The organism is Schinkia acidoalkalinis, from assembly GCF_054301215.1.
The window spans coordinates 1160311-1180438 of record NZ_CP182573.1 but is presented as its reverse complement, the minus strand read 5'-3'; the positions used below and the strand labels follow the sequence as shown (position 1 = coordinate 1180438).

Genomic DNA, 20128 nt, shown 5'->3' with positions numbered 1-20128 from the left:
TATGTCAAGTTCACCACTATTATACCTTATATTCCCTAACAATAATTTACAAAAATCGCAAAAAAACGAAATAGAGTGACAACTATTTCGCTTTTTTCATAAATTGTTCATTTTTTAATAGATTCGGCAGATAGTCAACTTCGAATAGGTCGTCGGGATAGCTAATTCCATAGCTTTGATTGTCTTCATATAATACAGTTTGAACGAGTTCATTTAATGCTTCAATATAATATTCTCGTAAAAATTCGTAGCTAAATGGTTCTTTGGGTATAAAGTTTTCCTTACAAACAATTGGATTGCAATAATTTAAATAGGTTCTGCATGGAATCGGTCGAATTTCATAAGCCATGCATTCGTTTGTTTCTGTATTGAGCATTGGGCAGGGAAGTCCGTTTGAAATGTATTGGTGTTTAAAATCAGATACTTCCTCAAAATTTATCGAGCATAGTCTATTTATGGAATCGCTATATTGATTAAAATAATTTTCTAGATGGTTTTCAATTTTTATCCTTCGCTCGGTCGGCATACTTTTAATGACCCCGACCATAAGCTTAGCCTCTAATTTTGTGATAATAATCGGGAAGTAACAGCAATGAGCACAGCCTTTTTCACATGTGGGGTTGATGTTCACTTTGCCTTCAATTTTATGAATTTCTGTGTCGACCACTTTCAACAATTCTTTAAACGAATGGAGGATGAATGGATATCCTCCTAAAATCTCAGCTTCAAATAGCTGGTCGATTTTATCGAAAAAAGCGTCTTCACTAGGAATATGCTTTTCATTAATTTCACTGCAAGTTTTTAGCATGGCATCAAAGCTTAAATATTTTTCCAATTTCTTCACTCCTTTAAAAACTAGCATTAACAGAAATGCAGTCTTATAATAGTTTTATTATTTTCTATTTCTGAAGTGAAGTCGAGGTATATTTTATGGAAGAAGAACAAAAACAAAAAGTGATTGGTGCCTGGAATGGGGCATTTGCCTATTTAATTTGGGGAGTATTGCCATTATATTGGAAAGCATTAGACGGAATCCTTGCTGAAGAGATATTAGCCCATCGAATTTTGTGGTCGTTTGTGTTAATGATTGTTGTCTTAGTTTGCCTCAAAAAGTGGGGCTCCTTTTTGAAGGATTTAAAAATCATTATCACAAACAAGAGGTTGTTGCTATCGGTGATTCTTTCCGGAATTCTAATCAGCGGCAATTGGCTTATCTATATTTGGGCAGTCAATCATAACCATGTTTTGGAAACAAGCTTAGGATATTATATAAATCCATTAATAAGTGTTTTGTTAGGAATTATGGTTCTTAAAGAGCGACTCAGCGTTTTGCAAGTGGGTTCATTTATACTTGCTGCAAGCGGAGTAGTAGTGCTGACACTTCAATATGGGAAATTCCCATGGGTATCGTTATCTTTAGCACTAAGCTTCGGCTTATATGGACTTGTTAAAAAGAAGGTAAATTTAAGCTCGACAACAGGGCTTACTGTCGAAACGATGGTGGTTACACCGCTTGCTGTCCTCTATTTAATTAGTCTATTTATTGGAGGAAAGGCCCATTTTGCTCATATTTCAGTTTTAACAGATTTATTGCTAATCGGAACTGGGGTCGTTACAGCTATACCGCTATTATTGTTCGCTGAATCCGCAAAAAGAGTTCCATTAACGATGCTTGGATTTCTCCAGTACATTTCACCAACGATCACCTTAATTTTAGGGGTATTTGTGTTTCATGAGCAGTTTACGAAAACACATTTCATTGCATTTTCCTGCATTTGGCTTGCATTAGTGATCTATTCTTTATCAAATATGAAACGAATTAGAATATTCCACCCAAAGGCGCGTAAACATAAGACGAGTGCTTAAGGAGTAGGAGGGATTAAGATTTTTTTCAAAAACAGATTTGGAATGGTGCGGTCGGGCTGGCTTATTTTATTTGCTTGTATCATCTTTATCATCCTGCAAATTCTGTTCTCATTGCCGGGTATTTATTTATATAGAGGCCATGTAATGAATCAAGGACATTACAATTACCCTTGGATCGAGCTTTTAATGAATGGCGGCGGTGTAGTAGGATGTTTGATTGGAAGTTTGTTAGTATGGAAGTTAATAAATAGACGGCAAATTGTTGACCTTGGATTTCAATTCAATCGGTTGCATATGAAGAATTTCGTCTTTGGTTTATTTTTAGGCGGAGTTTCTATGTCCATCATTTTTGCAATATTAGTTTTTGCAGGATTTGTTCAATTAAATAGTAGCCTATTAGTGCCAAAATTCTCGGTCTATTCTTTCATCTTCTTGATTTTGTTTATATTGGTTGGCTTTTCCGAGGAAATATTTTTTCGCGGGTATATCATGAAAACGATGGAAGACCGTCAAAATTCGAAGTGGTTAATTTATTTAATATCAGCACTGATTTTTTCTTTGTTCCACGGGATGAATCCAAATGTTTCAATATTTGGATTGTTAAATATTGGACTTGTGGGCTTGTTTTTTTCCTATATGTATGATGTCACAAAAAGCCTATGGATGCCGATTGGTTATCATATTACGTGGAACTACTTTCAAGGAAATGTATTTGGATTTCCGGTCAGCGGAACAGACCCGCATGGTATGTATACAATTACATTGCAGAGCACTAAAGAGTTTATTACAGGTGGAAGCTTCGGCCCTGAAGGAGGCTTATTAGCAACTATTGTTATTGTTTTAGGAGTCATTGTGACTAAACTCTATATGAAAAATAACAACAAATTGAATTGAATTTTGGCCAGGGTTTTCTTTTTTTAAATTTAGAATTTTCTAAATATTAAAGACGAACCCTGGCACTATATTTTATTAGCGCCTTGACAATGAAGTAGCAAGTTCTTTTTCATGCTTTTTCTCTAATTTTAATTCAATGCGGTCTAATTCTTTTTCATCACGCATTAGTTCCTTGCGATTTTCCTTTACTAATTCCGAGAAAGATAAAATTCTTTTTTTCATGGCTATAATCCTCCAATGGTTTATTACTTTTCGCTATTTTTCAGCATGTCTCTATTATATGTTCGTCCTCTTTCGACAATATATGATATAAATCACATTTTCAACTATTTATTCTATAAGTTCACAATATGTTAACAATTTTCTGAATAATGTCCAAAATAATTTATAATGCTTGTGTATGGCTAGTTTGTGTGATAAATTATTTTTGAAGGAAATGACTAAAATACTAAAATGGTCAATTGGTGGTGAACTTATGGACAAAAAGGAAAAAATTAGACAGGCGGCAAGACAGTCTTTTGCCATGTTTGGCTTCAAAGGGACAACCGTTGATCATATAGCGAAAATTGCCGGTGTTGGAAAAGGGACAATCTATACCTATTTTGAGAATAAAGAAGTGATTTTACACGATATTATTCATCATTTAATCCAAGAAATGAAGGATATCGCTGAAAAATCAATTGATCCAAAAAGAACAACATTTGAGAATCTGCATGAAGTGCTTTATGGGATACTGCTTTATCGAAATGAACATGAATTAATGATTAAATTATCCCAAGAAGTAAAGGAGTATGGGACCGAGGCAGCTAAGGATGCACTTATGCAAATTGAAAACGAATTGGTCTTTTATACTCAACAAATTATTAAACAAGCCATTTCTAATCAGAAGTTTAAGGAATGCAATCCAGAGGTAACAGCGTTTGTCATGTATAAAATGTATGTTTCCCTTGTTGTTGAGTGGGGGCAAAGGCATGAAATGCTCAGCAATGAAGAAGTTTTTGAATTGTTTAAGCTTTATTTAATGGAAGGATTAATGATTCGAAAGAAGGAAGATTAAGATGAAAAATGTGCGGTTTATTGTATTTTTTGTCATGCTCATTGTTATCGTTGGTGGGGGTGCACTTCTTTATTCTAGTCCCGCATCAAGTGGAAATACCTCTTCAAATAAACCAACCGCCTATATTGAGGCTACAAATCTTAATGCAAGCTTCAAAATTCCCGGAAGAATCAGTGAGATTTTTGTTGATGAAGGGGAGCATGTAAAAAAAGGGCAGGTATTAGCACGTTTGGAAAGTAAAGAGCTGGAAGACAAAGTTGCACAGGCTGAAGCAGCCCTTCTTTTGGCTAATGGTAAAATAACAGAGGCAAGTAGTGCTAAAAGGATTGCATCTGCAAAGGAACAGCAAGGAAACGAAGCTGTAACAATCACCGAAAAATCGATTGAAAGCCAAATTGAGCAAGCAGTGGCCGCTGTCGAAGCTGCGGTGTCAAATGAAAAAGCTATTCTAGCTAAAGTCAATGCAGCGAAACAATTGTTCGACATTGCCACTACAAACTATAATCGCGTTACTACATTACATAAAGAAGGTGCTGCTGCACAAATTCAAGTTGATGAGGCTAAGTCAAAATTGGAGCAAGCAAAGGCAGAATATCTCGCAGCGAAAGAGCAAGAAAAGGCTGCAACAGCTCAAGTTTCGCAGGCTAAAGCCGTTTTAAACAATGCCAATGCTAATCGTGGTAAAGTTGATGTCAGCAGGAAGGATGTAGAAGTTGCAAATGCAACTGTGTCGCAGGCTGAAGGGGCTATTCAGTCTGCAAAAGGTGGAAAAAGCCAAGCGGAAGCAGCCTTGGCTGAAGCTAAAACTTATTTAGGCTATACGGAATTAATTGCCCCAAGAGACGGCGTTATTGTGACGAAATCAGCTGAAATCGGAGAGTTGGTCAACTCAGGATTTCCTATTTTTTCAATTGAAACAGATGTCATGAAAACGGCTCAATTTTATCTTAAGGAAACGGAAATTGTTGATTTAAATAGGGGAGACGATGTTAGGGTAGAACTATTAGCAACGAAACAAAAATTGCCGGGCAGAATTAAAATGATTTCACCAGCTGGTGATTTTGCAGTTAAAAAAGCCACACAAAATATCGGAGAAACAGATATTCGCTCTTTTCTTGTTAAAGTTGAATTGCCTAATCTTCCATTAGCTGTTCAAACTGGCATGACGGTCAAATGGCTGGGTGAGGGTGAGTCCAAATGAAAATCGGACAAATCATAAATGAAGAGTGGCTTACTATTTTTAAAGATAGGCGTTTGTTTGCGGTGTTGTTTATCATTCCGATTATGTATACGGCAATGTTTGGCTATCTATATTCAAATCATCGCGTAAAAGAAATAGATACCGTTTTATTAGATGAAGACCAAAGTCAGTTAAGCCGTCAAATCATCAAAGCCTTCGATGAAACAGAAACATTTAATATTGATTACCAGGTCGGAACGGAGGCTGAAATTCAGCCGTTGATTGAGTCTGGGAGAGCAAAGGTCGCTATCGTCATTCCAGATGATATGTATAAAAAAGTATTGCGCGGTGAAGAGGCACCTATTATGACGCTGATTGACGGTAGTAATATGCTTATTTCCAATGCTGCAACAAAAGCAGCAAACGAAGTTATTACCAGCTTTAGCTTCGGGGCATCAGCGAAAAGGCTTGCCCAGAATGAGTTGAATCCCGAACAAATACAGCTGACATTCCAAGCGATGCCCTTTCGGTCAAGAATAATGTACAACGGCACCTTTAATTATGGCGATTTTCTTGTCTACGGTTTAATCGGAACGGCATTGCAGCAGGTTTTATTATTAGGTTTATCATTAACAATTACGCGTGATAAAGAAAAAGGCGAATGGTCGAGATTCCAGGAATGGAGAGAATTTCCATGGAAGATTGCCTATGCCAAAACGGCGCCATACTTTTTAATTGGCATTTTTAATACAGTTACAACATTTTTAGTAGCAATCTATGGCTTTGGTTTGCCGATGCGTGGCAGTATAATCCCTATAGCTTTCTTATCAGTAACATTTACTTTCGCATTATTAGGGATTGGTTACCTTGCGAGTTTATTTTCAGCAAATCAAGTCGGGGCTACGCAAATTACCATGTTAATCGCTGTTCCATCATTTTTATTATCCGGCTTTACGTGGCCGTTTGAAGCGATGCCGACATTTTTAAATATCGTTGGTCACCTATTGCCGTTGACATACTTTCTCGATGGGGTACGATATGTTTTTGTTAAAGGTGTTGGCTTTGATTTAATTTGGCGGGATTGTATTGTTCTGTTATTGATGGGGCTTGTCACATTTTTTGTAGCCATCCTTGCATCCAGCCAAAAAAAATATTGGGAAAAAGAAAATAGCAGTGAATCACACATAATCCATGAACATAAAAGCATAAATGTGAACTAATGGAACAAAGGCTGACAAAGTTGTCAGCTTTTTTTATCTGTAATGGGTGGGAGTAATCGGGATGGTTTAGGTAGACATAAAAAGGAAATAATGATGGGGTAGATTGTGAAGGAGGTTATCGATATGAAATTTCGTATTGAAAAAGATACATTAGGTGAAGTAGAGGTTGCACTTGATAAGCTCTGGGGCGCGCAAACAGAGCGAAGCAGAAGGAACTTTCCAATCGGTCAAGAGAAAATGCCCCTCGAAGTCGTTAGAGCTTTTGCTATTTTAAAAAGAAGTGCAGCGATTGTGAATCATGGGTTTGGAAAGCTAGAAAAGGAAAAAATGGAGGTGATTATTGAATCCGCTGATGAAATTATTGCTGGACAATTGGATGAACATTTTCCGCTTGTTGTTTGGCAAACTGGTAGTGGGACACAATCCAATATGAATGTTAATGAGGTCATCGCACACGTAGGCAATGAAAAATTGGCATCGAAAAAGTCCGAATTGAAGCTTCATCCCAACGATGATGTCAATAAATCACAAAGTTCGAATGATACTTTTCCAACTGCGATGCATGTTTCAGCAGTGTTAATGGTAGAAAGCCGACTATTGCCGGCAATTAAAAAACTGAAGGAAACATTGCGAAATAAAAGCGAGCAATTTGAAGGAATTATCAAAATTGGGCGGACACATCTCCAAGATGCAACACCGTTAACGTTGGGACAGGAAGTATCCGGTTGGATGCGCATGTTAGAGAAAACTGAAAGTATGCTTGAAAATAGCCTGAATTTTGTAAGAGAGTTGGCAATTGGTGGTACCGCAGTTGGTACAGGAATCAATGCACATCCGCAGTTCGGCGAGAAGGTAGCAGCAGAAATCTCTGCCTACACAGGAAGTAAATTTATTTCCGCACCCAATAAGTTTCATGCTTTGACAAGTCACGATGAAATCGTTCATGTGCATGGAGCATTAAAGGCGTTAGCAGCTGATTTAATGAAAATTGCCAATGATGTACGCTGGCTTGCAAGTGGACCAAGATGTGGAATTGGTGAATTAACGATCCCTGCCAATGAACCGGGAAGTTCCATTATGCCTGGTAAGGTGAATCCTACTCAAAGTGAGGCTATGACTATGCTTGCCTGCCAAGTCATGGGGAACGATGCTACCATCGGGTTTGCAGCGAGTCAAGGGAATTTTGAATTGAATGTTTTCAAACCAGTTATTATTTATAACTTTCTACAATCAGTTAGGCTTTTGGCTGATGGCATTGAGTCTTTCCATGACCGTTGTGTTGTCGGCCTCGAAGCGAATAGAGATGTCATTGAGCATTATTTGCATGATTCCTTAATGCTTGTAACTGCCTTGAATCCATATATTGGTTATGAAAAGGCGGCTGAAATAGCGAAAAAGGCTTTTAAAGAAAATACAACATTGAAAAATGCTGCTGTACAATTAGGCTACCTTACAGAAGAGCAATTTGTACAATATGTGAATCCATTGGATATGATTCATCCGCGGGAGTAAATAAAAAGCCCCAAGCAAAATGCTTGGGGCTTCAGCCATTTATATTAAATTATATGTTAATTAAAATTGGCCATGTGTTCCAGCCATTTGTTGTTGAGCCATTGATACTAGACGCTTCGTAATCTCTCCACCAACTGATCCGTTTGCACGAGAAGTTGTGTCTGCGCCAAGGTTAACACCGAATTCTTGAGCGATTTCAATTTTCATTTGATCTAGAGCTTGTGCAACTCCAGGTACTAATAATTGGTTACTGTTGTTGTTATTTGCCATAATCATTCACTCCTTAAGAATTTTCTGTGTTGTAATGGTAGGGTTAGTTGGATTTTAACCAACAGTGTGTATTTACTGCCATGTGGCTAACCCTGTGATAAGAAGTTTGAAGCTTTTGTGTTTGGTGCTTCGTTGTATTCTTAAGTTATCCAATTATCTTCGATTTATTATTGGTAAGTTTTGGAATATTCCGTTTTATCTTTTGAAAAACACCTTTTGAAAAGGTTGTACACGTATTTTATGTGATTGACAAAAAAATATTCTATTCATTACATACTAATTATTGCTATAGGTTACATGTTGTAGAAGTTTCATTACATACACATACTTTAAAAAGGAGAATTATCTTTTAAAGGAGTAGCTTATCATGTATATATGTCCTTTATGTAATCAACTTCATGAAAAAATAAACAAATGTCCAAATTGCCAAAATGAAATGGAAGATCAGGGAAGACTTATGGATTTTTTTGATGATTATAGTGCTTATTTAGATATTGAGGGTATGAAGCTTTTTGATGGCTATCAAAATGACTGTGTCCATCACGAATGTCCACACGTTTTTTCCTGTAGAAGCTGTACAATCGAAATCGTTGATTTGATTCAAGAGATAGAATTTTAATTCGTATTTTTTGTATATGAATACAAGTATTTATTTCCTAAATTAAAAAGATAATATATAATAAACGTACGATATGGGGTAATTTCTATTTTTTTGTTAGAAGGATGGTGGGCACTTTGGAATATCCTCAAGATATGAAAAACCGTTTGAAACGGGTTGAAGGACAAGTTCGTGGAATCCTTCGTATGATGGAAGAAGATAAGGAATGTAAGGATGTTATTACTCAGTTATCTGCAGTCCGTTCTGCAGTCGACCGGACGATTGGGTATGTGGTTGCAAAAAATTTAGAACATTGTATCCGTGTTCAAGCGGAAAAAGGAGAAAGCGCGGAAGATGTTATCAATGAAGCAGTACAAATGATTGTAAAAAGCAGATAGAAAAGCAAAAGCCCTCAGCTAGTATGGCTGAGGGCTTTTACCTGACATCTTTAGAAGCTATTCTACTTTATGCGGTGGTTCTTCTTCAACCAAGTTTCTATCTTCATCTATTGGTTTTTGGTTCCCCCTGTGTATTACTGTTCCCCGAGCCATACCTTCGTTTATCATACGGTCGACATCCATAAAGTAGCGATCGCGTCCTTCATATTGGGAGTCCTTTTCTTCAATTTCTTGAAAGTTTTTATCATTGTCTAGTGAACTCATACCTATTACCATACCTCCTTTTTCCTTTAATTTGTGCATAACCTCTTCATCTATGCATGTTGTTCATATTCAAGGAAAATTTCAACTAAATGATTTAGGCCCTTTTCATAAATATCGGGTTCATCAAATTTCATCGGTTTTGAATTGATATCGAAAATGTAAAATTCCCCATCAACTGTTTTTCCTACATCCATTGAAAATTCTTTTATAGCCCCAACCCCAAACGCTTTTTGCAATGCAGCTCCAGAGTGTGCTATAAGTTCATGAATTTGCTCAATGTCTTTTTGGTCGGTAAATTCTGCTGCATTCATAATATTACCGCCTTTTAATACATGGGTTGTAATGCCATTCGTTTTACTTTGTCTGATGCCGATTCCGGAAACAATCCATTTTTTATTAACTTGATGGGCCAATACCCGGTAGTCATAGCTGCGCTCGTCATGGGTCATAATTTCCGTTTTTTGCTGCATAATATATTCCTTAGTAAGCAATAAAGGATTCACTTTCTTCTCCCATATATTTTGAAAAAACGATGTCCCATACATTCCATTATGACCTTTAATATGGTAGGTATCGTCCTCATGCTTTGAAAGTACAAAGATTCCATTCCCTTTGCTGCCGCCATTTGGTTTTAAGTAAAGGGAAAGATGATTATTTAAATGCTCTTCAAGCTGTTCTCTCGATTGGATTAATTGGGTAAAAGGCAGGTGCCTCCGTAGTTTTGAGTCCTTTGATAGAGCCTTATATATATCCCATTTTTTAAAAAAGCCCGTATTAAACATCGGAATGCGATGCTGTTTACACCATTTTGAAAAATTCTCAAATTCCTCTGTTTTTTCATCCTTTCGGTACGGAATGCGATTGTAAATGACAGCAGGGATGCCTTCGTAATCAGTATACATCCATTTCTTTTTTTGTTTATTAAAAATATAGCCGCCTTTTATTTGATTTTCTTTAAAGGCATCCAAGGTAAAGACAAGTGCTGTCCCCTTTTTTTCTGCCAATTTTAATGAAAGATCACGGAACAGTTTAAAGTTTCCGGTCAATGTCGCATGTTTTCCGGTTGTTGTCAAAATGCCAACAATCACTTGGTTGTTGCGAAGCCTTCTATTTTTTATCATTGAAAAGCACCTCAGGTTCAAAAATGGCCTTTTTTGTAAGATAGACCGCAAAAGACATTGGCAATGATCGTGATAATTGGTCATATTCTTTTAATTTAGGATGTTTGAAAATGGAACGGCCTGGTTTTGAATTTGCTTCAAACAGCCAGATTTGCCCATTTTTATCGACTCCTAAATCGAAGCCAATCTCACCAAGTGTCCCTGCTATCTCTTTTTCCAAAATTTCGCTCATAGTTAGTACGGCCTGCTCTAATTTTTCAGCTGCATTATCAGGAATGGGGACTAACTTTTTTATTTCATCGATTGTTTTTACACTTCCGCCGCTGCCTAAATGAGTGGTTACACTGCCAACCCCGGCAATTTTAGCGGCAATGGCACTCATTTTCCAAGTGCCGGCCTCGTCTTTATTCGTATGAATCCGGAAATCAAATGGCTTATCATCCACTCGAATAAGGGCGATTCCTTGTTGGACAATATAGCCTTCAAGGATTTCTTTGTTAAATTGATTCCGTAACAGCGATTCCAACGACTTATATTTTCGTAAATAATTTTGATCCTCTTTCCGAAAACGGCAGTATAGCCCTTCTTCATCGGTTGCTTTGATAATTTGGTGAATGCCTAACCCTAAACTTCCGTTGATTGGCTTAATATAGATACTCTGATATTGGTCAAGAAAATCACGAATGGATTCCATCGTCGGATTGACGACTGTTACTGGCAAATAAGGTGTGATTTCAGGATGGCTGCTGAAAATTTGATGGATTTCCCACTTATTAAAAAATCCCGGATTAAACCATGGAATTAAATATTCAGTTTGTAATTTATTTTTTATGGTTTTTAATATATTGTGATTTTCTGTTTTTCGATTTGGCAGGCGATCATAAACTACATTTGGAAAAGGGACCTCCATTTGCTTCCATCCGTCTGTCCCATGGAAAAAACCTTTCATTCTTCCTGTTTCCCAATCGATATGGTTAGCTCCAAAAACGAACGTAAAGGCGCCGACTTTCTTTTCAGTTGAAAGTAATTTAGCGAAAAATAAAGATCTGTCACCAACCGGGCGGAGTGTCGTACCAGTAAATCCAGCTGTAAAGATGCCGATTAAGGGACCAATATGAAGGACGCCCTCGTGTGCAATGACATGAATCTTGCTTTCGTATGGAATGTAGAGTTCCTCCCAAAGCGGCTCAGCAATAAAAATGGATTGAAAATCCTTGGAGCGCTTAATTTCACAAGCACAAATCTTGGTACCAAATGAAATGGATTTAAAATTTTGATATTGAGAATATAAAGGATCCGGCAACCATATATGATTTGAAGTTTCAGAATTCTTTTTTACAGTAAATAATGTCATTTAAATCAGCTCCTTCCTTTGAAGTGCGAGATGTCTGCAATATTCTAAAGGGGCACGATATAAAGCATTTTCAACGCCAGGATTCGTTTGTAAAATAGTTTTGTGCCCTGGCTTCGAATTTGTATCGAGGATCCAGATGGATCCATCTTTAGCAAATCCGATATCAATACCAAGTTCAAATAAAGGGCCAAAGTTTTGTTCGAGTACTTGAGGAAGTTGGGTCAGAATTGTATGCAGATCATCAAGCAGCAATTCGCGTTGGGTAGGATTTACAGATTTTAGCCATTCCTCGAAGTCTAAAGCCTCACCACCGCCATGCAGATTTGAAATGAAATGCCCGTTTTGTCCTTTACGAATACCTCGCCCGAGTTCATGCCACCTGTTATCTTTACTTTTTTGCATTAAAATGCGAATATCGAATGGCCTTGTGTCCTCATCCATGAGCGGAAAATATTCCTGAATTAAATAAGGATGGGCTCTTAATAGCTGCTTAAGCCATCCCTCAAGTCGTTCCTTCTTTGAAAATATTTTTTGAATCAAATTTTTATGACGATGGGTTTGTAATTCTATCTGCTTGCCTTTCACCATCAGCAGGATGATTCCTCTCCCTTGTGAGCCATTTTCCGGTTTTAGTAAAATCTTTTTTTGTTTATTTAATGCTTTGAAAATATCCTCGGGATTTTCTGCTTTGGTCGTTTCAGGGATGTAATATTTAAGTAAAGGATGGGAGGATAGTGCATTGTGAATTTTCCATTTATTAGGCAAACCATGGCCGATAAAAATTTTATCTCTTCTATTTTTCAACCAATTGACAATGGGTGCATATTTTTTTAAATCAGCTTCGGAGGAATAAAAACAGCGATCATATATATAAGTTGGGATTGAAAAAGTGGCATCGTTCCAATCATTTAGTGCTGGATTAAACTTTTTGCCATGAACATGTTCTGTTATTGGATCGATGTCGCCTGGCGAAAAACAAAAAACTTCGATGGCAAGTGCGGTCGCTCTTTTCGCAATTTCAGAGAAAAAAGTGAGCTCTGTTTTTTTGTTTAATGTTAAAAATCCAAAGGATAGCATATAAATTCCCCCTTATTTTTTCCATCCGGAAAGATGAAAACAGTAATTCAATAATGCTTTGGCAGAAGGTCTAATTTTCGTGGCAAAGCCATCAGGGTCCTGATTTTTTGAAGGCTTCGTATTGATTTCAATGATCCATGGCTTCCCCTCTTTATCAAGGGCAAGGTCAATTCCCAGCTCGCCGTATATGCCATCAGCATGGTGATCGGTGATTGAGGCACTTTCAATGGCAATTTCTTTTAATAATTGCTCAATTTGGCTAATTGTTTTTCTGTCAAAATGAAGGTGTAGAACTTTTGCAATTTTAAAGATTTCTCCCCCTCTAGCAATATTGGAAACAAACTCATTTTTTGAGGAAACCCTTGCAACAATTGATGTAACACCCCACGTTGTTTCACTTTTGCGGTGACAAAGCAAACGAAAATCAAGTGGTCGTTCTTCGTCGTGCAGTAAAAGCCGCAAGCCTTGCTGGATAATATAACGTTGTTTTTGTAAGCGGGGTTTGATAGCTTCGTATAAATCTTGGATGGATGGGTATTCCTTTTCAATATCACTTGAAAATGTTGAGTAGTCTAAAAGATAAGAATCATCATGTACTTCAACCTTAAATATATTTCTCCCAAGACTGCCATGGACTGGCTTTATAAATAAAAGATTATGTTTTTCTACCATTTCCTCGATTGTTTTCTTTCCGTTTAAAAGCCTTGTTTCCGGTAAATATGGCAACAGATGTTCATAACCAGAAAGGACCTCATATACATTCCACTTATTTAAAAAGCGTTCGTTAAAATAAGGGATGTTGGCATTGGCTAGTTTCTGAAAAAACAGTTGTGCTTTTTCAGAGCGTTCCTTTATTCTAGAATGTATTCGATTATGGACAACATGAGGGCAAGGTAATTTTGCCTTTATCCAGTTTTTATTGGTTGAAGAATAGAGAAATCCCTCTACGTAATCGGTTTGTAAATTTTCAAAGTGAAATACATAAACAAATATATGCTGTTCAAATCCATATTGCTGCAATTCTTCTAGAAAGGTATGAATGGTGCCAAATTGGTTATTATGAATGTGGTCTGTTACAATACCGAAAAAAGGTCCGAGTTCCCATAGATTTTCAATAGAATCGATATTTACATGAATATTAATGGGCTCCCTTGGCAAATAAAGATTGTCAAGAATAGAAGGTGGACAATACATAACGGAATTTTCTTTTGTGGAAGTAACCCGTACAACACAATTTACTAAATGGTTTCCTGTTTTTAATGTTATTGTTTGACCATTCATGGTATTTGTTTGCTTCTGTAATTCAGTACTAATTATAATAGTAGAGGAAGTTTCTGCTTCTTTTTGTTCTGTAGGGAGAAGTTGAACTTTTAACATATTTTTCATAAAGGAACCCTCACATTGCCCATGGGCATAAGCTGATATGAGTATCATATGAGAATGAGCTTTTTTTTGTGAGGGATTCGAATTTAGGTGCCTTGCTCGGTGGTCTGATTGGAATTGTGCAAGGAGTGATCGTTTACTTTGTGGGTTAGTTCTATATTTGTTATTATGGTTAGAGGTATCAAATTTAGGCTGGTTTGAATAGTGTATGTAATGAACAGGAGGGAATACGTATGGCAAATGTCTATGATGTAGCATACAATTTGGAAAAAGCAATTAGAGAAAGTGATGATTTTAAAAGGTTAAAACAGCTATATGATCTTGTAAATAATGATGCAGCATCCAAGCGTTTATTTGACAACTTTCGCGAAACCCAATTCCAATTACAGCAAAAACAAATGATGGGTGAAGACATTTCCGAGGAAGATGTAAGGAAGGCCGAACAACAATTTGCAATCATTCAACAACATGAAGCAATTGCACAATTAATGCAAGCGGAGGAACGCATGAGCATGATTATTGGTGAGTTAACAAGGGTCGTCATGAAACCTTTAGAGGAGCTTTACGGCATGCCTGAAGGACTAAGTTAATATGATTTTAAAAGGCTGACACAAACTGTCAGCCTTTTTAGTTCTAACGAATTTTTTTTATTCATAGGTTTAACATAAAGCATCCATAAGACTACATAGGCAAAAAGTGATGCCTGATGCCTTTAGACAAAGGGGGAAGCTATTATGATGTATCGATTACTCGCAATAAATATTGATGGAACATTACTAAAGTCTAATGGGAAACTATCTCGTGAAACAAAGCAGGCCATTGATTATGTCCAAGATAAAGGTGTATATGTTACGTTAGTGACTAGTCGAAATTTCCCTTCAGCGAAAAAGATTGCAAAAGCATTAAATTTGGAAAGCCATTTAATTACACATAGCGGGGCTTTCATCGCCAGCGACATTGAAGAGCCATTATTCGAAGGCAGACTTTCCGAAGAAAAAACATTTAATATTGTTCAAGTTTTAGAAAACTATAAATGCTCAATCAGATTATTACATGAACGCTATTCAATTGGAAATCGAATTAAGCAAAAAGGAAATTTAATGGGGAAGGTTATTGCGAGCTCCAATGATCCATTATTTTACCCACTGCAATTTGTACAAAGCTTAAGCGATCAGCTCGTGGATTTTCCGCTTGCTGCTCCTAAAATAGAAGTTTATTTTTCTAATAAGGAAGAAATGCTCGAGGTTAAAGATATCATCAAACATTCATTCCCAGAGGTAAATGTGGTTGTTACACATGATGTTATGTTTGAGATATTGCCTGGGGTGGCTTCAAAGGAGCAGGGTGTCAAACTACTCGGCGAACACTTAGGCATCCCGATGGAAAAGACAGTAGTTATCGCCGATTCAATTAGTGATATTCAAATGCTAAAAGAAGCAGGTCTTGGTGTTGCAATGTGGAATTCACCGTTTGAGGTGAAAAAAGCAGCGGACTGGGTAACAAGATCTAATAATCATGATGGTGTGGCCTTCATGATTAGAGAGCATTTTCGAAAGCAGCAAAGAATTGAATTTTTGGAGCGAATTACAAAATCATAGATAATGGGAAGGAAGCAAGGGGTGACCTATTGCTTCCTTATTTTGTTGTGAAAAAATTGATATATTATATTCCATCAGCCGATTATTGTGCCCGGGTTTGATTGGACACAGCCAGAAAATTTATAATAAAAGCAATCTAAGTCTCTAAGCGGACAAACACGAAAATAGTCTCACTTCCCCGAAATACCCAGATGTTTTTTCGTGTCCGCTTAGAGACTTGCTATTTTCAAACAATTTGCAGTGTCCAATCACTTTAGGAAACAATAATCGGCTGATGGAATACCTTTACCCTTATTTAAATGCGTATGCTTCCAAACCATTTGACCATCTCCTTATTGTTTCGTAAACTTGAAACAGTGTGAACATGGACAACTATAGAGTAGGTGAATAAAATTGATCATACAAATCACAGGTGTAGACGATAAAACGGAGCATAATCTACAACTGATTGCAAACTTATTTTATGAAGAATGTACCGTAACCGTTAACGCAGTAGACAACCCAGATTTAATGGTGAATTTCGAGGAAAACGAATTAGATAAAATCGTTGTAAAGGCAAACTTGTTAGAAACAAAAACAAACAAACATTATCAGACACAACATGAAAAAATCTGCCAGTTCCCAAAAGGAACGAAAGAATGGGACAAGGATGTACGGCATGCGATTGTATATGCTTTTTTAACTGTTCTGCAAGAATTAACGGGCATCATCCAAAAATGGGGGACCCTAACAGGCATTCGTCCAACAAAATTGCTTCATAACCAATTGAACAAGGGTGAATCAAAGGAAAAAGCACAAGACTACCTAAAAGAGAACTACATGATTCATCAAGATAAAATCGAGTTGATGCAAACGATTGTTGATAAGCAGTTAGGGGCCATACCTGACCTTTTTTCACTTGAAAATGAAGTGAGTATTTATATTGGCATACCCTTCTGTCCAACGAAATGTGCCTATTGTACATTTCCGGCCTATGCCATTAACGGTAGACAAGGCTCTGTCGACTCTTTTTTAGGAGGGCTTCATTATGAAATCCGTGAAGTTGGCAAGTGGCTAAAAGAGAATGGCATCAATGTAACAACAATCTATTTTGGTGGGGGAACTCCAACAAGCATCAGCGCTGATGAAATGGATTTACTTTATGAACAGCTATATGAGTCCATTCCAAATATAGATCAAGTTCGTGAAGTGACGGTAGAAGCGGGACGACCCGATACGATTACCGTTGAAAAATTAAACATCCTCAAAAAGTGGAATATTGACCGGATTAGTATTAATCCGCAATCGTATATTCAGGAAACATTAAAAGCGATTGGCAGACATCATACGGTGGAAGAAACGATTGAAAAATTTAAGTTGGCTCGGGAAATGGGCATGACGAACATTAATATGGACCTCATTATTGGCCTTCCAGGTGAAGGGCTACAGGAATTTGAGTATACATTAAGTGAGTCAGCAAAACTAATGCCGGAATCCATCACTATTCATACACTATCATTTAAGCGGGCATCTGAAATGACGCAGCATAAAGATAAATATAAAGTCGCAAGCCGTGAGGAAGTTCAAAAAATGATGGACAAAGCCGCAGGCTGGACGAAAGCACATGGGTACACACCTTATTACTTATACCGCCAAAAAAATATTTTAGGAAACTTGGAAAATGTCGGTTACTCTTTGCCTGGACAAGAGAGTTTATATAACATTTTAATTATGGAGGAGCAACAAACGATTATCGGGCTTGGATGTGGGGCCGCTAGTAAATTAGTGGATCCAAATACAAAAAAGATAGCAAGATTTGCAAATCCAAAAGATCCTAAAACATATAATGAAAAGTACGAATATTACACAAAAGAAAAAATAAATTTATTAGCTAAAATTTTTCATCGTTAACATTATTGTGGGAAGAGATGCAGTATTGCAAAAATGTGAAATTTTCAAGATTTTCTTGAAAATGAACAGGAATTTTCTTTTTTTTAGGGAATAGAAACAAGTGGTAAATTTTTTACTGCTAATAAATCATTAAAACTTTAATGAAGGAGTGTTCCTAATGTCCCAAACTGTTGTGTTAAATGTCGAAGGGAGCATTGCGACGCTGCAATTGAATCGACCCCAAAGTATGAATGCGATGAATGTAGACATGATTAATGAACTTCTTGAAAAATTGAAGGAAGTGGCTATTAGTGATGCCAGTATCCTAATCATAACTGGAAACGGGAATGCCTTTTCAGCAGGTGGAGACATTAAGACAATGCTTCAAGATGCGGATGAAGAAGAATTCGAACGTGTGATGAATACGGTTAATGAAATGATTATGACTCTGTATGCACTTCCTAAATTGGTTATTAGTGCTATTAATGGCCCTGCAGCTGCCCTAGGTCTAAGCTTTGCTTTAGCAGCTGACCATGTAATCGCTGATAGAAATGCAAAAGTAGCGATGAATTTTATTAATATCGGCTTAATTCCTGATGGTGGTGGGCATTTCTTCTTAAAACAACGGCTGGGAGATGTAAAAGCATTACAGGTCATTTGGAATGGGAAAGTATACAGTCCATCTGAGGCACTGGAAATGGGCTTAGTAGATGAAGTTAGTGAAACAACAGCCATGGAAGCCGCCTATAAAAAGGCGTATAAATGGCTTCAGAAGCCAATTGAAGCGATGATTAAATCGAAAAAAATCATCTCTGACAGCAGCCGCCATAATTTATTAGAAATTTTACGCATGGAAAAGATTGGCCAAATTAAGATGCGTGAAACTGTTGATCATAAGGAAGGAATGAATGCCTTTCTTGAAAAAAGAACACCGGTATTTTCAGGAAAATAAGGGGCAAGGGAAACCTTGCCTCTCTTTTTATTCTTTTTTAAATTGCTGGTTCGTATTGGATTGAAAGGCATGCTCCGTAAGTTCCTTTTGTTGGCCAGGATTCATTTTCCCCCTCACACTTGCTGCCGCAACACCCCTTTTACTTGGATTTGCTTTAAACTTTGCCATAAACTCACCTCCACATGCTTATTTTTTCCTAAAAACCAATAAATATGAGTTTTGCGAATATTTGTTCGCCGTGCTACAATAGGGATATACCATTTAGGAAAGATGTGGTTCAATTGGATACAATTAAATTTATTCATACAGCGGATTTGCATTTGGACAGCCCCTTTAAGGGATTGTATCATTTACCTACCCCTATTTTTGAAAAATTGAAGGAGAGTACGTTTGCCTCTTTTAATCAAATCATGGAGTTGGCTCTAGAGGAACTTGTTGATTTTGTACTCATTGCTGGTGATTTATTCGATGGAGACGCGCGTAGTTTAAAAGCACAAATTGCATTAAGAAAAGGCTTTGAAAGGCTGGATCAAGCGGGCATAAGCGTTTATGTGATTCACGGCAATCATGATCATTTGGGAGGGAATTGGGCGCAGTTAAAATGGCCGGAAAATGTCCACTTTTTTTCCAAAGATGTTGAGGCACTTACCTACCGCAAAAATGGAAAGACACTCGCCTATATATATGGTTTTAGCTATGGAAAGCGCGCCGTTACAGATAATATGGTTAAATATTATGATAAAAAGGAAGGGGCCTTATTTCATATTGGTATGCTCCATGGGAATTTAGAAGGAAAAGAGGACCATGACCCCTATGCACCTTTTACGGTCAATCAATTACTTGAAAAAGGCCTCGATTATTGGGCCTTAGGCCATATTCATAAACGGCAAATTCTTCATGAAGATCCACATATTGTTTACCCTGGAAATATCCAAGGGAGACACCGGAAAGAAGCTGGTGAAAAAGGCTGCTATGTCGTTGAATTATCTAAGCTAGAAACAAAGTGCCGTTTTGTACCTTGTGCAGCGATTGTCTGGGAGACGGGGATCATCCCAATTGATTCACTGGCAACAGTGGATGAACTGATTAGTACGATAAAAAAGAGCAAAGAATCCTTTCGAATGCATCATAAGGGGACGGTTTTGGCCATTGATTTCGTTGGAAACGGCCCTCTTCACGAAGAGCTAAATGATCGTCAGTTTATCAATGAATTCTGTGACATTCTTAATGATGGCGAGGAATTTGAAGAAAACTTTGTTTGGATTGCGGAGTGCTTCAATCATACGTCTAGACCTTATCATCGCAATGTATTAAAAAATGAATCTCATTTTATCGGTGATTTACTTCGACAAATTGATGGATATAATGATGCGGATTTTGAAGAGTCCTTACAGCTGTTGCTAACAAATCGCAAGGCCAATCAATTTTTACAAAATAAGCATACAAACAAAGAGGAAATACTCGAAAAGGCTGAAAGATTGCTAGTAGAGGAATTACTAAGGGGGTGATAAAGGC

General features: G+C 37.2%; 22 protein-coding genes. 13 read left to right on the top strand and 9 right to left on the bottom strand.

What is annotated here, in order from left to right:
• Nucleotides 1-82: 82 nt before the first annotated feature.
• Nucleotides 83-835 carry a YkgJ family cysteine cluster protein gene (locus ACNQFZ_RS06175; protein ID WP_458414450.1) on the bottom strand — a complete coding sequence of 251 codons (753 nt, stop codon included), beginning with the start codon at nt 833-835 and terminating at the stop codon, nt 83-85.
• 95 nt (nt 836-930) lie between these two features.
• Between ACNQFZ_RS06175 and rarD the strand changes: the two genes are divergently transcribed.
• Nucleotides 931-1866: an EamA family transporter RarD gene (gene rarD, locus ACNQFZ_RS06170; protein WP_458414449.1), complete on the top strand. Its 936-nt coding sequence runs from the start codon at nt 931-933 to the stop codon at nt 1864-1866.
• Between the two features lie 144 nt (nt 1867-2010).
• Nucleotides 2011-2760, top strand: coding sequence for a CPBP family intramembrane glutamic endopeptidase (locus tag ACNQFZ_RS06165; RefSeq protein ID WP_458414448.1), 750 nt, complete (start codon nt 2011-2013; stop codon nt 2758-2760).
• 75 nt (nt 2761-2835) lie between these two features.
• Here ACNQFZ_RS06165 and ACNQFZ_RS06160 read toward each other — a convergent pair whose 3' ends face one another.
• Nucleotides 2836-2982, bottom strand: coding sequence for an FbpB family small basic protein (locus ACNQFZ_RS06160; RefSeq protein ID WP_458414447.1), 147 nt, complete (start codon nt 2980-2982; stop codon nt 2836-2838).
• Between the two features lie 253 nt (nt 2983-3235).
• On the opposite strand from ACNQFZ_RS06160, the gene ACNQFZ_RS06155 reads away from it, so the two are divergent.
• The 4 genes from ACNQFZ_RS06155 (at nt 3236) to fumC (ending at nt 7729) form a co-directional block, all read left to right on the top strand.
• Entirely contained in the window at nt 3236-3817 is a 582-nt protein-coding gene (locus tag ACNQFZ_RS06155; protein ID WP_458414446.1) for a TetR/AcrR family transcriptional regulator, read from the top strand.
• Nucleotide 3818: 1 nt separating this feature from the next.
• Nucleotides 3819-5018 carry an HlyD family secretion protein gene (locus tag ACNQFZ_RS06150; RefSeq protein ID WP_458414445.1) on the top strand — a complete coding sequence of 400 codons (1200 nt, stop codon included), beginning with the start codon at nt 3819-3821 and terminating at the stop codon, nt 5016-5018.
• Nucleotides 5015-6217 (top strand): ABC transporter permease, encoded by a 1203-nt coding sequence (locus ACNQFZ_RS06145; RefSeq protein ID WP_458414444.1) that lies wholly within the window; start codon nt 5015-5017, stop codon nt 6215-6217. The genes ACNQFZ_RS06150 and ACNQFZ_RS06145 overlap by 4 nt, the downstream gene beginning before the upstream one ends.
• Before the next feature lie 123 nt (nt 6218-6340).
• Complete coding sequence (gene fumC / locus ACNQFZ_RS06140; protein ID WP_458414443.1) at nt 6341-7729, top strand: class II fumarate hydratase; 1389 nt, start codon at nt 6341-6343, stop codon at nt 7727-7729.
• Nucleotides 7730-7789: 60 nt separating this feature from the next.
• Here fumC and ACNQFZ_RS06135 read toward each other — a convergent pair whose 3' ends face one another.
• Nucleotides 7790-7999: a small, acid-soluble spore protein, alpha/beta type gene (locus ACNQFZ_RS06135; RefSeq protein ID WP_458414442.1), complete on the bottom strand. Its 210-nt coding sequence runs from the start codon at nt 7997-7999 to the stop codon at nt 7790-7792.
• Between the two features lie 367 nt (nt 8000-8366).
• On the opposite strand from ACNQFZ_RS06135, the gene ACNQFZ_RS06130 reads away from it, so the two are divergent.
• The gene (locus ACNQFZ_RS06130; RefSeq protein ID WP_458414441.1) at nt 8367-8618 is read left to right on the top strand and encodes a hypothetical protein; all 252 of its coding nucleotides are present in this window, start codon (nt 8367-8369) and stop codon (nt 8616-8618) included.
• Nucleotides 8619-8734: 116 nt separating this feature from the next.
• The gene (locus tag ACNQFZ_RS06125) at nt 8735-8995 is read left to right on the top strand and encodes a metal-sensitive transcriptional regulator (RefSeq protein WP_458414440.1); all 261 of its coding nucleotides are present in this window, start codon (nt 8735-8737) and stop codon (nt 8993-8995) included.
• A 57-nt stretch (nt 8996-9052) separates the two neighbouring features.
• Here the strand turns inward: ACNQFZ_RS06125 and ACNQFZ_RS06120 are convergent, their stop codons facing one another.
• The 5 genes from ACNQFZ_RS06120 to ACNQFZ_RS06100 are packed head-to-tail and all read right to left on the bottom strand — an operon-like array spanning nt 9053 to nt 14197.
• A complete protein-coding gene (locus ACNQFZ_RS06120) occupies nt 9053-9259 on the bottom strand; it encodes a hypothetical protein (protein WP_458414439.1) in 207 nt (68 codons plus the stop codon).
• 50 nt (nt 9260-9309) lie between these two features.
• Nucleotides 9310-10380 carry a YheC/YheD family protein gene (locus tag ACNQFZ_RS06115; protein ID WP_458414438.1) on the bottom strand — a complete coding sequence of 357 codons (1071 nt, stop codon included), beginning with the start codon at nt 10378-10380 and terminating at the stop codon, nt 9310-9312.
• Nucleotides 10367-11734 (bottom strand): YheC/YheD family endospore coat-associated protein, encoded by a 1368-nt coding sequence (locus tag ACNQFZ_RS06110; RefSeq protein WP_458414437.1) that lies wholly within the window; start codon nt 11732-11734, stop codon nt 10367-10369. Before ACNQFZ_RS06110 ends, ACNQFZ_RS06115 begins: the two co-directional genes overlap by 14 nt.
• Nucleotides 11735-12811 (bottom strand): YheC/YheD family endospore coat-associated protein, encoded by a 1077-nt coding sequence (locus tag ACNQFZ_RS06105; RefSeq protein ID WP_458414436.1) that lies wholly within the window; start codon nt 12809-12811, stop codon nt 11735-11737.
• A 12-nt stretch (nt 12812-12823) separates the two neighbouring features.
• A complete protein-coding gene (locus ACNQFZ_RS06100) occupies nt 12824-14197 on the bottom strand; it encodes a YheC/YheD family endospore coat-associated protein (RefSeq protein ID WP_458414435.1) in 1374 nt (457 codons plus the stop codon).
• A 230-nt stretch (nt 14198-14427) separates the two neighbouring features.
• Between ACNQFZ_RS06100 and ACNQFZ_RS06095 the strand changes: the two genes are divergently transcribed.
• The 4 genes from ACNQFZ_RS06095 (at nt 14428) to ACNQFZ_RS06080 (ending at nt 18613) form a co-directional block, all read left to right on the top strand.
• Complete coding sequence (locus ACNQFZ_RS06095) at nt 14428-14784, top strand: YlbF family regulator (RefSeq protein WP_458414434.1); 357 nt, start codon at nt 14428-14430, stop codon at nt 14782-14784.
• 147 nt (nt 14785-14931) lie between these two features.
• Nucleotides 14932-15792: a Cof-type HAD-IIB family hydrolase gene (locus ACNQFZ_RS06090; RefSeq protein WP_458415326.1), complete on the top strand. Its 861-nt coding sequence runs from the start codon at nt 14932-14934 to the stop codon at nt 15790-15792.
• 393 nt (nt 15793-16185) lie between these two features.
• Nucleotides 16186-17682 carry a coproporphyrinogen III oxidase gene (locus tag ACNQFZ_RS06085; RefSeq protein WP_458414433.1) on the top strand — a complete coding sequence of 499 codons (1497 nt, stop codon included), beginning with the start codon at nt 16186-16188 and terminating at the stop codon, nt 17680-17682.
• A gap of 157 nt (nt 17683-17839) precedes the next feature.
• Nucleotides 17840-18613 carry an enoyl-CoA hydratase gene (locus ACNQFZ_RS06080; RefSeq protein WP_458414432.1) on the top strand — a complete coding sequence of 258 codons (774 nt, stop codon included), beginning with the start codon at nt 17840-17842 and terminating at the stop codon, nt 18611-18613.
• A gap of 27 nt (nt 18614-18640) precedes the next feature.
• Here the strand turns inward: ACNQFZ_RS06080 and ACNQFZ_RS06075 are convergent, their stop codons facing one another.
• On the bottom strand, nt 18641-18781 hold the full coding sequence (locus ACNQFZ_RS06075; RefSeq protein ID WP_458414431.1) for a YuzL family protein: 141 nt from the start codon (nt 18779-18781) through the stop codon (nt 18641-18643).
• Between the two features lie 113 nt (nt 18782-18894).
• Between ACNQFZ_RS06075 and ACNQFZ_RS06070 the strand changes: the two genes are divergently transcribed.
• The gene (locus tag ACNQFZ_RS06070; RefSeq protein WP_458414430.1) at nt 18895-20121 is read left to right on the top strand and encodes a metallophosphoesterase family protein; all 1227 of its coding nucleotides are present in this window, start codon (nt 18895-18897) and stop codon (nt 20119-20121) included.
• Nucleotides 20122-20128 lie beyond the last annotated feature (7 nt).

What these genes read in the sequence shown, in the direction of transcription:
- ACNQFZ_RS06080 (WP_458414432.1), top strand. Translation starts at nt 17,840, where the DNA reads ATGTCCCAAACTGTTGTGTTAAATGTCGAAGGGAGCATTGCGACGCTG.
- ACNQFZ_RS06130 (WP_458414441.1), top strand. Translation starts at nt 8,367, where the DNA reads ATGTATATATGTCCTTTATGTAATCAACTTCATGAAAAAATAAACAAA.
- ACNQFZ_RS06095 (WP_458414434.1), top strand. Translation starts at nt 14,428, where the DNA reads ATGGCAAATGTCTATGATGTAGCATACAATTTGGAAAAAGCAATTAGA.
- ACNQFZ_RS06135 (WP_458414442.1), bottom strand. Translation starts at nt 7,999, where the DNA reads ATGGCAAATAACAACAACAGTAACCAATTATTAGTACCTGGAGTTGCA.
- ACNQFZ_RS06165 (WP_458414448.1), top strand. Translation starts at nt 2,011, where the DNA reads ATGAATCAAGGACATTACAATTACCCTTGGATCGAGCTTTTAATGAAT.
- ACNQFZ_RS06155 (WP_458414446.1), top strand. Translation starts at nt 3,236, where the DNA reads ATGGACAAAAAGGAAAAAATTAGACAGGCGGCAAGACAGTCTTTTGCC.
- ACNQFZ_RS06090 (WP_458415326.1), top strand. Translation starts at nt 14,932, where the DNA reads ATGTATCGATTACTCGCAATAAATATTGATGGAACATTACTAAAGTCT.
- ACNQFZ_RS06100 (WP_458414435.1), bottom strand. Translation starts at nt 14,197, where the DNA reads ATGAAAAATATGTTAAAAGTTCAACTTCTCCCTACAGAACAAAAAGAA.
- ACNQFZ_RS06150 (WP_458414445.1), top strand. Translation starts at nt 3,819, where the DNA reads ATGAAAAATGTGCGGTTTATTGTATTTTTTGTCATGCTCATTGTTATC.
- ACNQFZ_RS06075 (WP_458414431.1), bottom strand. Translation starts at nt 18,781, where the DNA reads ATGGCAAAGTTTAAAGCAAATCCAAGTAAAAGGGGTGTTGCGGCAGCA.
- ACNQFZ_RS06145 (WP_458414444.1), top strand. Translation starts at nt 5,015, where the DNA reads ATGAAAATCGGACAAATCATAAATGAAGAGTGGCTTACTATTTTTAAA.
- ACNQFZ_RS06105 (WP_458414436.1), bottom strand. Translation starts at nt 12,811, where the DNA reads ATGCTATCCTTTGGATTTTTAACATTAAACAAAAAAACAGAGCTCACT.
- ACNQFZ_RS06110 (WP_458414437.1), bottom strand. Translation starts at nt 11,734, where the DNA reads ATGACATTATTTACTGTAAAAAAGAATTCTGAAACTTCAAATCATATA.
- ACNQFZ_RS06120 (WP_458414439.1), bottom strand. Translation starts at nt 9,259, where the DNA reads ATGAGTTCACTAGACAATGATAAAAACTTTCAAGAAATTGAAGAAAAG.
- fumC (WP_458414443.1), top strand. Translation starts at nt 6,341, where the DNA reads ATGAAATTTCGTATTGAAAAAGATACATTAGGTGAAGTAGAGGTTGCA.
- rarD (WP_458414449.1), top strand. Translation starts at nt 931, where the DNA reads ATGGAAGAAGAACAAAAACAAAAAGTGATTGGTGCCTGGAATGGGGCA.
- ACNQFZ_RS06160 (WP_458414447.1), bottom strand. Translation starts at nt 2,982, where the DNA reads ATGAAAAAAAGAATTTTATCTTTCTCGGAATTAGTAAAGGAAAATCGC.
- ACNQFZ_RS06115 (WP_458414438.1), bottom strand. Translation starts at nt 10,380, where the DNA reads ATGATAAAAAATAGAAGGCTTCGCAACAACCAAGTGATTGTTGGCATT.